At 75.0% G+C, this 12,896-nt stretch carries 8 protein-coding genes and 1 pseudogene; 5 read left to right on the forward strand and 4 right to left on the reverse strand.

Features of this window, described 5'->3' with window-relative positions:
- Nucleotides 1–200: 200 nt before the first annotated feature.
- The 3 genes and pseudogenes from AB0L25_RS02135 to AB0L25_RS02145 all read left to right on the forward strand — a co-directional run bounded on the left by AB0L25_RS02135 (nt 201) and on the right by AB0L25_RS02145 (nt 7,826).
- Entirely contained in the window at nt 201–3,572 is a 3,372-nt protein-coding gene (locus tag AB0L25_RS02135) for a pyruvate carboxylase (protein ID WP_500167715.1), read from the forward strand.
- Nucleotides 3,573–3,841: 269 nt separating this feature from the next.
- A pseudogene (locus tag AB0L25_RS02140) lies at nt 3,842–4,744 on the forward strand (RNA polymerase sigma factor); the annotation flags it as partial.
- 43 nt (nt 4,745–4,787) lie between these two features.
- Nucleotides 4,788–7,826: a hypothetical protein gene (locus AB0L25_RS02145; RefSeq protein ID WP_500167717.1), complete on the forward strand. Its 3,039-nt coding sequence runs from the start codon at nt 4,788–4,790 to the stop codon at nt 7,824–7,826.
- A 185-nt stretch (nt 7,827–8,011) separates the two neighbouring features.
- On the opposite strand, the gene AB0L25_RS02150 is transcribed toward AB0L25_RS02145, so the two are convergent.
- Nucleotides 8,012–8,182: a hypothetical protein gene (locus tag AB0L25_RS02150; RefSeq protein WP_500167719.1), complete on the reverse strand. Its 171-nt coding sequence runs from the start codon at nt 8,180–8,182 to the stop codon at nt 8,012–8,014.
- Here AB0L25_RS02150 and AB0L25_RS02155 point away from each other — a divergent pair, their 5' ends adjacent.
- Nucleotides 8,183–8,677 (forward strand): SDR family NAD(P)-dependent oxidoreductase, encoded by a 495-nt coding sequence (locus AB0L25_RS02155; protein WP_500167721.1) that lies wholly within the window; start codon nt 8,183–8,185, stop codon nt 8,675–8,677. It abuts the gene before it with no gap.
- A 109-nt stretch (nt 8,678–8,786) separates the two neighbouring features.
- Nucleotides 8,787–10,016 carry a serine hydrolase domain-containing protein gene (locus tag AB0L25_RS02160; protein ID WP_500167722.1) on the forward strand — a complete coding sequence of 410 codons (1,230 nt, stop codon included), beginning with the start codon at nt 8,787–8,789 and terminating at the stop codon, nt 10,014–10,016.
- On the opposite strand, the gene AB0L25_RS02165 is transcribed toward AB0L25_RS02160, so the two are convergent.
- Genes AB0L25_RS02165 through AB0L25_RS02175 form a run of 3 tightly spaced genes read right to left on the reverse strand, consistent with a single transcriptional unit; the run spans nt 10,013 to nt 12,661 of the window.
- Nucleotides 10,013–10,939 carry a threonine/serine dehydratase gene (locus tag AB0L25_RS02165; RefSeq protein WP_500167724.1) on the reverse strand — a complete coding sequence of 309 codons (927 nt, stop codon included), beginning with the start codon at nt 10,937–10,939 and terminating at the stop codon, nt 10,013–10,015. The two genes, AB0L25_RS02160 and AB0L25_RS02165, sit on opposite strands and share 4 nt — an antisense overlap.
- A complete protein-coding gene (locus tag AB0L25_RS02170; RefSeq protein WP_500167726.1) occupies nt 10,936–12,273 on the reverse strand; it encodes an RNA polymerase sigma factor in 1,338 nt (445 codons plus the stop codon). Before AB0L25_RS02170 ends, AB0L25_RS02165 begins: the two co-directional genes overlap by 4 nt.
- Before the next feature lie 37 nt (nt 12,274–12,310).
- Nucleotides 12,311–12,661, reverse strand: coding sequence for a YciI family protein (locus AB0L25_RS02175; protein ID WP_500167728.1), 351 nt, complete (start codon nt 12,659–12,661; stop codon nt 12,311–12,313).
- Between the last annotated feature and the right edge of the window lie 235 nt (nt 12,662–12,896).

The raw sequence follows: 12,896 nt of genomic DNA on the forward strand, positions 1-12,896 counted from the left end.
AAGGTTCGCGGTTTTTCTACGATCGATCATCTATCGGGTTGTTTGCCCGAAATGATCGGCCGACTGTTCCGTTCACGAGGGTAGATACCAGGGAATTCGGTTCGCCCGCCGGGTTGGCCAGGCGCGTGTCGCGGCTCATCGTCGAGCCCAGGAGGCCGTCGGGTGCGGGCGGACGTGCCGGCCGACTCCTGGGAGAACACGTGATATCGAAGTTGCTCGTCGCGAACCGGGGCGAGATCGCCGTGCGCGCGTTCCGCGCGGCCTACGAGCTGGGGATCGCCAGCGTCGCGGTGTACGCGCACGAGGACCGGCTGTCGCTGCACCGGCAGAAGGCGGACGAGGCGTACGAGATCGGGGAGCGCGGGCATCCGGTCCGGGCGTACCTGGACGTGGACGGGATCGTGGAGACCGCGCTGCGGGTCGGTGCGGACGCCGTCTACCCGGGGTACGGGTTCCTGTCGGAGAGCCCGGAGCTGGCGGAGGCGTGCGAGCGGAACGGGATCAAGTTCGTCGGGCCGCCGTCGGCGGTGCTGAACCTCGCGGGGAACAAGATCGAGGCGGTGGCGGCGGCGCGGCGGGCGGGGCTGCCGGTGCTGCGGTCGGCGACGCCCGAGGAGGGGCGGGAGCTGGAGGCCGCGGACGAGGTCGGGTTCCCGCTGTTCGTGAAGGCCGCGGCGGGCGGCGGCGGGCGCGGGCTGCGGCGCGTGGACCATCGCGAGGACCTGGAGGCGGCCGTCCAGACGGCGCGGCGGGAGGCGCAGAGCGCGTTCGGGGACCCGACGGTGTTCCTGGAGCAGGCCGTCGACCGGCCGCGCCACATCGAGGTGCAGATCCTCGCCGACGGCGAGGGACGGACGGTGCACCTGCGGGAGCGCGACTGCTCGGTGCAGCGGCGGCACCAGAAGGTCGTGGAGATCGCGCCCGCGCCGAACCTGGACGCGCAGGTCGTGGAGCGGCTGTGCCGGGACGCCGTCGCGTTCGCCCGCGAGATCGGTTACGAGAACGCGGGCACGGTGGAGTTCCTCGTGGACGACCGGGGCCGGCACGTGTTCATCGAGATGAACCCGCGCATCCAGGTCGAGCACACGGTGACCGAGGAGGTCACGGGGATCGACCTGGTGCAGAGCCAGCTGCGGATCGCGGGCGGCGAGACCCTGCCGGAGCTGGGCGTCTCGCAGGAGAACGTGACCGTGTCCGGGTTCGCGGTGCAGTGCCGCATCACGACGGAGGACCCGGCGAACGGCTTCCGGCCCGACACCGGGAAGATCTCGGCGTACCGGTCGCCGGGCGGCGCGGGCGTCCGGCTCGACACGGGCACCGCGTACGGCGGCGCCATCGTCAGCCCCCACTTCGACTCCCTGCTGGTGAAGCTGACCTGTAGGGGACGGACGTTCGCCGATGCGGTCGGGCGCGCGCGCAGAGCGGTCGCGGAGTTCCGCATCCGGGGCGTGGCGAGCAACATCCCGTTCCTGCAGGCGCTGCTGGACGAACCGGACTTCCGCGCGGGCGGCGTCACGACGTCCTACATCGCCGATCACCCCGAGCTGCTGACTGCCCGGTCGAGCGGCGACCGCGCGACGCGGCTCGTCCGGTACCTGGCGGACGTGACGGTGAACAAGCCGCACGGCGAGCAGCCCACGGACCTGGACCCGGCGACGAAGCTGCCGCCCCTCGCCATGGACGGCCCGTTCCCGCAGGGCTCCCGGGACAGGCTGCTGGCGCTCGGGCCGCGCGCGTTCGCCGAGCGGCTCCGGGCGCAGGACGCGCTGGCCGTCACCGACACGACGTTCCGGGACGCCCACCAGTCGCTGCTCGCGACGCGGGTGCGGACGTACGACCTGGTGAAGGCCGCGCCGTACCTCGCGCGCATGACGCCGCAGCTGCTGTCGGTGGAGGCGTGGGGCGGCGCCACGTACGACGTCGCGCTGCGGTTCCTGGGCGAGTCGCCCTGGGACCGGCTGGCGGCGATCCGGGAGGCCGCGCCGAACCTCTGCATCCAGATGCTGCTGCGCGGCCGCAACACCGTCGGGTACACGCCGTACCCCGATTCGGTGGCGCGCGCGTTCGTCAAGGAGGCGGCGAGCACGGGCGTGGACATCTTCCGCGTGTTCGACGCGCTCAACGACGTCGAGCGGATGCGTCCCGCGATCGACGCGGCGCTCCAGACGCACGCCCTCGTGGAGGGGACGCTCTGCTACACCGGTGACCTGTCGTCGCCGGACGAGCGCCTCTACACGCTCGACTACTACCTGCGGCTCGCGGAGGAGCTGGTGGAGGCGGGCGTCCACATCCTGTGCGTCAAGGACATGGCGGGGCTGCTGCGGGCGCCCGCCGCGCGCACGCTCGTCACGGCCCTGCGCGAGCGGTTCGACCTGCCCGTCCACCTGCACACCCACGACACGGCCGGCGGGCAGCTCGGGACGTACGTCGCCGCGATCGAGGCCGGGGTGGACGCGGTGGACGGCGCGGCGGCGCCGCTGTCGGGCACGACGAGCCAGCCGCCGCTGCAGGCGATCGTCGCCGCGACCGACTTCACCGGCCGCGCGACCGGCATCGACCTCGACGCGCTCACGGTGATGGAGCCGTACTGGGAGGCCGTCCGGAAGCTGTACGCGCCGTTCGAGATGGGCCTGCCGGCGCCGACCGGACGCGTATACCGGCACGAGATCCCGGGCGGGCAGCTGTCGAACCTGCGGCAGCAGGCCGTCGCGCTCGGCCTCGGCGACCGGTTCGAGGAGATCGAGCGGTGCTACGAGGCGGCCGACCGCATCCTCGGGCGCCTCGTCAAGGTGACGCCGTCCAGCAAGGTCGTCGGCGACCTGGCCCTGCACCTGGTGGCGGCGGGCGCCGACCCGGACGACTTCTTCGAGAACCCCGACCGGTACGACATCCCCGACAGCGTCATCGGGTTCCTCAACGGCGAACTGGGCGACCCGCCGGGCGGCTGGCCGGAGCCGTTCCGCACGAAGGCCCTGGCCGGACGCCAGTACACGCCGGTGCGCGCAGAGCTCAGCCGCGACGAGGAGAAGGCGCTCACCGGCGCGCAGGTGCGCGACACCCTCGACCGCCTCCTCTTCCCCGGCCCGGCGAAGGACTACCGGGAGTCCCGCGCCGCGTACGGCGACCTGTCCGTGCTGCCGACCGGGGCGTTCCTGTACGGCCTGCGCACCGGGCACGAGGTCGCGTTCGACCTCGAACCGGGCGTGCGCGTCCTCGCGGGCCTCGAAGCCGTCGGGGAGATCGACGAGGCGGGCGTCCGGCAGGTGATCTGCTCGGTGAACGGCCAGCTCCGCACCCTGTCGGTGCGCGACAAGTCCGTCGTGTCGGACGCGCCGCCGGTCGAGCGGGCGGACCCGGACGAGCCCGGGCACGTCGCCGCGCCGTTCGACGGCTCGGTGACGCTGCGCGCCGCGAAGGGCGACGCGGTCGCGGCGGGCGACGTCGTCGCGACGATCGAGGCGATGAAGATGGAGGCCGCGATCACCGCGCCCGTCGCCGGCACCGTCGCGCGCCTCGCCGTTCCCGCGGCGGCGCCCGTCCAGGCGGGAGACCTGCTGCTGGTCATCACCTGACCGCGGACGGCGCGGGTGGGGCGCGACCGGAACCGGCCGCGCCGCACCCGCGCCCGCGCGCTCCCGATACCGGACGCACGGGGTTGGGACGAGGCGGAGGCGGGTACCCGAACGGCGTGACCCGTTCCCTCCCGGCCGGACATGCAAAGGACACCGCCCTGAACGCCAGCCACGCCCCCAGTGCGGCGCCCCGCGCCACCACCGCGCCCCGTTCCACCGCGTCCCGCGCCGCGGCACCCCGCCGCGCGACGACGTACCGCGACCTCGTCGACCCGATGAAGGACTACCTGTCCCGCATCGGCCGCACCCCGCTGCTCACCGCCGAGCAGGAGGTCGACCTGGCCAAGCGCATCGAGGCGGGGCTGTTCGCCCGGCAGCGCCTCGAGGACCTCGGCGACGCCCTCGACCCGCAGGACCGCGCCGACCTCGCCTGGATCGCCGAGGACGGCCGCCGCGCGAAGGAGCACATGGTGGAGGCGAACCTCCGCCTCGTCGTGTCGCTGGCCAAGCGGTACGTGGGCCACGGCCTGCCGCTGAACGACCTCGTCCAGGAGGGCAACCTCGGGCTCATCCGCGCCGTCGAGAAGTTCGAGTACCGGCGCGGGCTCAAGTTCTCCACCTACGCCGTCTGGTGGATCAAGCAGGCGATCAGCCGGGCGCTGGCCGACCAGAGCCGCACCATCCGCATACCCGTGCACGTCGTCGAGGTGATGAACCGGATGACGCGCGTCCGGCGGCGCCTGTCGCAGGACCTCGGCCGCGAGCCGACGTCCGCCGAACTCGCCGTCGAACTGGACGTCACCGTCGAGAAGGTCGAGTGGCTGCGCCGCCAGGCCCGCGAGCCGCTGTCGCTGCACACCCCGCTCGGCGAGGACGGCGACGGCGAACTCGGCGACGTCATCGAGGACCCCGAGGGCGGCGACCCGGCCGACGCCGTCGCGTCCTCCATGCTGCGCGGCAAGCTCGACGCGGTGCTGGAGACGCTCACCGAACGGGAGGCGGGCGTCATCTCGATGCGGTTCGGCCTCGCCGGCGGCGAACCCAAGACGCTCGAGGAGGTCGGCCGCGTCTACGGCGTCACCCGCGAGCGGATCCGGCAGATCGAGTCGAAGGGCATGCACAAGCTGCGGCACCCGTCCCGCCGGGAGACCCTCGCCGACCTGCTGAGCTGAGCGGCCCCTCCGTTCTGTCGGTGGGCGCGCCTACGTTCGCCGCATGACGAGCGCTGCCCTGCCGGACGCCGCGGAGGCGTGGAGCCGGATCGCCGGCCTGATCGACGCACGGGACGCCGACGGCGTCGCGGCCGCCGTTCTCGACCTCGACGACGGCGGCCGGCGCGCCGTCGCCGCCGCGCTGCCCGGCCACCTGAAGGCCGCGCGGGCGCGCCGCGAACCGTGGGAGGGCATCGGCGACGCCCTCTGGGCGTACCGGGCGGCGGGCGCCGGGACGTTCGGCGGCGCCGCGGCCGTCGCGTCCTGGCTGAACCGCCGCGACTTCCGCAACCGGTGGCTCGGCGACCCCGACGACGACGGCCGCCTCCTCGACATCTGGGCCGTGCGGGACGACGCGTGGCGCGCCGACCTCGCGCGCCGCCTCGCCCTCCGCCTGCGCGGCCCCCGGTACACCGGCATCGGCCTCGTCCTCACCCTCCTGCAGGAGACCGGCGCCGAACCGCCCGACCACGACCCCCTCGTCGTCGGCTGGGTCCTGTCCGGCCCGCCGCGCCCGAAGGACCCGCTGCTGCCCGCCCTCCTCCCGCGCGTCTTCGAGGCCGACGGCGTCGGGCGGGCCCTGCGGCAGAACAACTCGTGGCCCGTGACCCTCGCGACGATGGCCGCCCGCGGCGACGTCGACCGCGACGCGCTCGTCGACGGCTGCGTCCGCCGGTTCCTGCGGGGCGGCACCGACGTCGAACTGCGCTTCTTCGTCCGCCTGCACGACCTGCTCATGCACGACGACCCGTCCGTCCGGCGGCGCGAGGTCGCCGCACGGGCCCGCGACCACGTGCGCCTGCTCCCGTCCGCGCCCGGCCCGGTCGCCGGCCACGTCCTCGACCTGCTCCGCGAGATCCCCGACCTGCCGGCGTCCCTGCTGGCGGAGGCGTTCGACGGCGTGCTGTTCCGGCCGGAGGCGGGGATCGTCCGGTCGGGGCTGTCGTGGCTCCGCGCGTCCGTCCGGCGCCGTCCCGACCTGGCGGACGCCGGCGCCCGCGCCCTCGCGCACGCCTTCGGCCACGAGAAGTACGCGGTGCAGGAGAAGGCCGTCCGCCTCGCCCTCGCCCTTCCCGCCGGAACGGACGGCGCCCCGCTCGCCGCCGCCGCACCCCTGCTCCCACCCGACCTCGCCGCCCAGGTGACCGCCCGCTTCGGCGGCGCCCCGCCCGGCCCCGTGGCCGACGTCGATCCGGCCCCCGAACCGCTCAGCCCACCGCGCCCCCGCGAGCCCGAGCCGGCCGCACCGCCGATCACGACCCCGCTGGAGCTCGCACGCGCGTTCGTCCACTCCGGCTCGTCGCCGCTCCGGACGGACGAACTCATGACGGCGTTCGTGCGCCTCGCCCATGCCGAACCCGACGCTGTCCGCGCCGCCCTCGGCCGCGTCCTGACCCGGGGCTTCTACCCGTATCTCGACGGGCTGCCGTCGTGGTCGAACGTCGACGAGTGGATGGTCGCGGCGGGACGCATGCTCGCGGGCTCGGCGCCCGTCCCGTCCGACTGGCGCCGCCGCATGCCGGGCTCCTCGCCGGTCGGACGGCTCACCCTGCACCGGGCCGCCGAGCTCCTCGGCGCCGTCGAGGCGGGCGCTCTGCCGCCACTGCTGCTGGCGACGCCCACCGCCCCGACCGGCCACGTCGCCCCGGACGTCCTCGCGGACCGCCTTCGGGTGCTCGCGCACGCCGGTGCCGAGCCGGGCCCGGCCGACCTCCAGCAGGCCCTGCTCCGGCTGCCGCCCGGCCCGCACCCCGAAGCGTCCCGCCGCGCCGCCGCGATCGACACGCCCGCCGCGCGGACCGCCGCGCGCTGGATGGCCGCCCCGCCCGTCCCGCGCGTGTCCCTGCGGGCGGGCGAGGGCCGCCTCCCCGAGACGGTGATCGACCTCGACGGCCTCGACGGCCCCCTGGCCGACCCCGAACTCGACACGACGTTCCCGTTCCCCGACGACGCACTGTCCGATGCGGACGACGCCGAACCTCCGGCCGCGTTCTGGGCCGCCGCTCGACGAGGGGCCGCGGGCGTCGTGGTAGGTGCCGTTCCGGGGCCCGGCATGGTCCGCGTGGTCCGGGCCGAGGACACGCCGGGCGACGATCCGTCCGATGCGGTCGGCGTCGCCCGATGGGCCGCCGGGCGCCCGGCGTTCACGGACCGGTCGGACCACCGGGCTCTGGGGCGCGGGGTGGCCCACGTCGCCCGGTCGGCGGACGAAGCACCGCAAGGCCGGCCCGAGGCCGAGCACGGTGCCGGCGAAGCGACGGTCGACCGGCGGTCCGGGGCGGACGCGCAGCCGGTCGAGGGGCATGCGGCGCGGGTGAGCGTGGCCGCCTGGGCGTCCATCCGGTCGCCGCGGCGCTCCGGGCGCGCGCGGCTCGGGCTGGTCGACGGCGGGCCGACCGGGCTGCCGCTGGTCGACGCGGTCTTCGCCGCCCCGCCCCGGTACCCGTCGGACCACGGCATCCGCGCGTCGGCATGTTCGCACGGGCTCCCGTCTCATCCGGAGGTGGCCGCGGCCCACCTGGTGCCGGAACTGCGCCGCGGCGGGTACCTCTCCACGGGGTGGAACGCACCGGCCATCGCGCTCCTCGACCTGGTCCCCGCGAACGGGATGTTCGCCGAGCACGTCGCCGAGTTCCTGGCCCGCCGGCTCGGATCCCGGGAGCGGCGCCCCGACCGCTTGTTCCTCGACCTCTGCGCGCGCGGCGACCTTCCCGCCGCCGCCGTGGGACGCAACGTCGCCCGGCTCCTCCTCGACGGGGACGTCCGTCCGTCCCGCATGATCGACGGGCTGGAACGGGCGGCGGAGGCGGGCGCGTTCGCCGACGTGTGGCGGGTGCTCGCGGCCACGCTGCCGATGCTGTGCCCGGAACCCGGAGAACGCCCCGTCCCCGGCCTCGACCGGCTGTTCGAGCTGGGCGTGCGGACGGCGCGGTGGTGCGGTGCGCGCGGCGCGATTCCGGAGGTCGAGGCGCTGGCGGCGCGCAAGGGGTCGGCCGCGTACGTGCGGGCGGCGCGGGTCCTGGACGCGCAGCTCAAGTCATGAACCCGGGCGGCCAGCAGACGTTCGCGCCGGAGCCGCAGACCGTTGCGCTCGCAGCCGCGAGGGGCGGACGGTCGGTTCGTCGGTGCGACGCGTGGCCGCGCAGGAGAGCGCCGAGGCGCCGGGGCGGACCGCTCCGGCGTCCACCGGCGGGCGCGTCTGCGCCCTCCGTGACCGGCCCGGGCCGGTCAGAGGTCGCCGACCTGGTTCGGTCTGGGGTCGGCGTCCAGGCGGGTAGTGAGGCCGTCGAGGAGGCGGCGGAGGAGTTCGGTGAGCTGGTCGCGTTCGGCGCGGGCGACGCGCTGGCTGATCGCGCCCGCGGTGAGCAGCGACGCCTCCCGCAGTTCGGCGGGCGTCATGTGAACAACGCCGGCGGCAACACCGACCGGCACCGTCCGGCTCCGGCCGGGCTGGCCGCGACGCGGGACGCGTGGCTCGCGAACCTGGAGGCGAACCTGGTCAGCGCGGTGCTGGTGACGACCGCGCTGGAGCCCCGGCTCGTTCCGGACGGACGGGTCGTGACCATCGGGTCGATCGCCGGGGCGCGGGGCGGCGGTTCGTACGGTGCGGCCAAGGCGGGCGTGGTGGCGTGGAACGCCGATCTGGCCGCGCGGCTCGGGGGACGGGGGATCACCGCGAACGTCGTCGCGCCGGGGCTCGTCGAGGACACCGAGTTCTTCGGCGACACGCTCGGCGAGGAGCGGCGGGCGATGCTCGTCGGGCAGGCGGCGAACAAGCGGGCGGGGACGCCCGCGGACGTGGCGGCGGCCGTCGCCTTCCTCGCCTCGCCGGGCGCCGGGCACCTCACCGGGCAGGTCGTCCACTTGAACGGGGGCGCGTTCCTCGGACGGTGACGCGATGGGCCTCGAGCAGGACGTCGATCTCGTTCGCGCGTCGGATGATATGTGCAAGCTCCTTGCGAAAGGCTCGGACGCGACGACGATCGCCGACGGAGGGAGCGAGATGACGGTGCGGCGCGCGACGGCCGTGGGGGCCGCGGCGGTGCTGGCGGCGGGGCTGCTGCAGGCGCCCGCGGCGGCGGGGACCGGGATCGACCGGGCCGGGCTGGACGCGGCGCTCGGGGAGGTCCACGAGGCGGGGATGTACGGGATCTTCTCGGACGTGCGGGACGGTCGCGAGGCGTGGCGCGGGGCGGCCGGGGACGCGGACGTGCGGACGGGGCGGCCGGTGCGGGCGGACATGCGGCACCGGGTGGGGAGCGTCACGAAGACGTTCGTCGCGACCGCGGTCCTGCAGCAGGTCGAGGCGGGGAGGGTCGCGCTCGACGCGCCGGTCGGCCGGTACCTGCCGGGACTCGTGCCGGGGGAGCGGGGCGAGCGGGTGACGGTGCGGATGCTGCTGAACCACACGAGCGGCATCGGCGACTACGTCCCGGCGGCGTTCCCGTCGCTGCTGGAGCCGTCGGGGCGGAGCCTGGACGAGCACCGGTTCCGGGAGGTCGCGCCGGAGCGGCTCGCGGCGTGGGGGCTGGAGGCTCCGGCGACGAACGAGCCCGGCGAGCGGGTGTCGTACTCGAACACCAACTACGTCATCGCGGGCCTGCTGCTGGAGAAGGTGACGGGCGAGGACGCGGCGCGGTACGTCGAGCGGCACGTCATCCGGAAGGCGGGGCTGCGGCACACGTACTTCCCGGAGCGGGCCCGGATCCGGGGGCCGCATCCGAAGATGTACGCGTCGATGTTCGGCTTCATCGATCCGCCGCGCGACTACAGCGTCTACAACGCGAGCTGGGCGTGGACGGCGGGCGCGCTGGTGTCCACGATGGACGACCTCAACACCTTCTACCGCAAGCTGCTGGCCGGCGATCTGCTCGGGGAGAAGGCGCTCGCGGAGATGAAGCGGACCCGGCCGTGGACGGACGCGAACGGCAACGTGATCGCGAACTACGGGCTGGGCCTGTACTCGATGGACCTGCCGTGCGGGACGTTCTGGGGCCATGACGGGCTCGTGTGGGGCGCGGGCACGCAGTCGCTGTCGACGGCCGACGGGAGCCGGCAGGTGTCGTACGCGATGAACCTCACGAAGTACCAGAAGGTCGAGAACGGGGCGGTCGTGCCGCACCCCGTCGACTACGCGCTGTCGGGCTTCCTGCTGAAGGCGGCGTGCGGGGACGCGCCGGCGGCGAAGTCGTCCGGGGTGCGGCCGATGCCGCTGCAGTCGGTCGCGCCTTAGAGCGTCGACGGGTCGGTGTTCGCGCCGCACAGGACGATCGCGACGCGTTCGTCCGGTCCGGGACGGTACGCGCCGGTGCGGAGCGCGGCGACGGCGGCGGCCGTGCCGTGCTCCACGGCGATGCGGTACTCGTCCCAGACCGCGCGGCGCGCGTCGACGATCGCGTCGTCGTCGACCAGGACGGGACGGACTCCGGTGCGGGACGCGACGGCGTGCGCGATGTCGCCGAGGCGGGTGGCGCCGAGGGAGTCGGCGGCGACGCCGGAGACGTCGACGTCGACGGGACGTCCGGCGGCGATGGCGCGTTCCAGCGTGGGGATGGTCGCGGGTTCGACGCCGACGACGCGGGCGCGGCCTTCGAGGGCGGCGGCGACGCCGGCCATGAGCCCGCCGCCGCCGACGGCGAGCAGGACGGTGTCGACGTCGGCGTCGGCGAGCAGTTCGAGGCCGAGGGTGCCCTGCCCGGCGCAGACCTCGGGCTGGTCGTAGGCGTGGCAGAACAGGGCGCCGGTGTCGGCGGCGCGCTTGTGCGCGGCCTCGGCGGCGTGGGCGTAGCGGGTGCCGGACCGGACGACGGCCGCGCCGAGCGCGCGCAGCCGGTCGACCTTCACCTGCGGGGCGGTCTCCGGGACGAACACCTCGGCGGGCACGCCGGCCTCCGCGGCCGCGTACGCGAACGCGAGGCCGGCGTTGCCGCCGGACGCGGCGACGACGCCCGAGTCGGGCAGCCGTCCGTCGGCGCGGGCGGCCAGGATGCGGTTGAACGCGCCGCGCGCCTTGAAGGAGCCGGTGTGCTGGGTGTATTCGAGCTTGAGCCACATGCGGCCGGCGGGGACGAGCGGGTCGATCTCCAGCAGCGGCGTCCTGCGCACGTGCCCCGCGATGCGCGCGGCGGCGGCCTCGACGTCCGGACGGGCGATCATCGGGTCTCCTCTCTCGCACGGTCGGACGCCGTGCCCCCGCCCTCATGCTTACCAGCGGCGTGCAGCCGGGCGGCCCGGTCGAGGAGCACGCGGCGTTCGGGCTCGTTGCGGGTGAGCGCGGCGGCGCGCTCGAACTCGGCGCGGGCGTCGGCGGTGCGGCCGAGCCGGGCGAGGAGGTCGCCGCGGACGCCGGGCAGCAGGTGGTAGCCGCGCAGGGCGGGGTCGTCGGCGATCGCGTCGAGGAGGGCGAGGCCCCGCTCGGGGCCGTGCGCCATCCCGACGGCGACGGCCCGGTTGAGTTCCACGACGGGGGACGGCGCCACGCCGGCGAGGACCTCGTACAGCGCGGCGATCCGCGGCCAGTCGGTGTCGGCGGCGGTGCGGGCGCGGGCGTGGCAGGCGGCGATGGCGGCCTGCAGGACGTACGGGCCGGGCGGCCCGCCGAGTTCCTTCGCGCGCAGCAGCGCGGCGAACCCGCGCCGGATGAGCAACTGGTCCCAGCGCCCGCGGTTCTGTTCGGGCAGCGGGACCGGTTCGCCGGACGGCCCGGTGCGGGCGCGCGAGCGGGACGCCTGGATCTCCATGAGCGCGACGAGCCCGTGGACCTCGGGCTCGCGGGGCGCGAGCCCGGCGAGGATCCGGCCGAGCCGCAGCGCCTCCTGGCAGAGGTCGGTGCGCACCCAGTCGTCCCCGGCGGTCGCCGCGTACCCCTCGTTGAAGATCAGGTACAGGACCTCCAGGACGGACGCCAGCCGCGCCGCGCGGTCGGGCCCCTCGGGCACCTCGAACGGGACCCCGGCCTCGGACAGCGTCCGTTTCGCCCGGACGATCCGCTGCGCGACGGTCGCCTCGCCGACGAGGAACGCGCGCGCGATCTCGTCGGTCGCGAGCCCGCCGAGCATGCGGAGGGTGAGGGCGACGCGGGCCTGGGCGGACAGGACCGGGTGGCACGCGGTGAAGATGAGCCGCAGGACGTCGTCCTCGATGCGCTCGGGGTCCTCGGCGGCCGCGAACTCCGGCGGCGGGCCCTGCGCCTCGGCCTCCCGCCGGTGCCCGATCTCCTCGAGCTTGCCGTCGAGGCGCTGGTCGCGGCGGATGCGGTCGATCGCGCGGCGCTTGCCGACGGCCATGAGCCAGGCGCCCGGGTTGTCCGGGACGCCCGACTCCGGCCACTGTTCGAGCGCGGCGACGAGCGCGTCCTGCGCGAGTTCCTCGGCGAGACCGACGTCGTTGACCATGCGGGCGAGCCCGCCGATGATCCGCGCGGACTCGAGCCGCCAGACCGCGTCGATGCGGGCGTGGACGCCGGAGCGTCCGGTCTCGGGGGTCGTCACGCCGCCGATGAGAGCACCGGCGGCGCCCCCGCGCAAGTCAGCCCGGGATGTCCTCCGGCCCGAACACCTGTTGGATCACGCCCTGACCGTCGCCGACGATCTTCCAGAACCGCTTGGACAGCTCGATGGCCTCCTCGCGGGTGCGGACGTCGATCAGCGCGAACCCGACCACGGTCTCCTTGGCCTCGCTGAACGGGCCGTCGGTGACGGTGATCTTGCCGTCGGCCGCCGAGATCCGGGTGCCGCCCGGCTCCAGGCCGCCGGTGGCGAGCAGGACGCCCGACTTCGTCAGCTCCTCGATGAACGCGCCCATCTCGGCCATCTGCTGCTCGTCCGGCGGCGCCTGCTCGGCCGAGGCGTCGTCCGTCGTCATCAAGAGGAAGCGCATGTCGTCTCCTTCGTGCGGTCCCGGGTCCCTCCCGGGCCTTCACTGACGCGTCGAAGAGGGGGCGGCCGGATCGACATCCCGGCCGGATTTTCTTCGAGAAATTCTCAGATTCGCATCCTGGCAGGTCACGGCGCCGCGAGGTACCCGTCCCGCCGGTATCGGTCGGGGACGAGCGCTCGCTCGGGCACGTCCGGACATTGGGCAAAGCCACCGGCGGCGGGTAACTTTTCTCCGT

This window comes from Spirillospora sp. NPDC052242 (genome assembly GCF_040679555.1).
Taxonomy (GTDB): Bacteria; Actinomycetota; Actinomycetes; order Streptosporangiales; family Streptosporangiaceae; genus Spirillospora.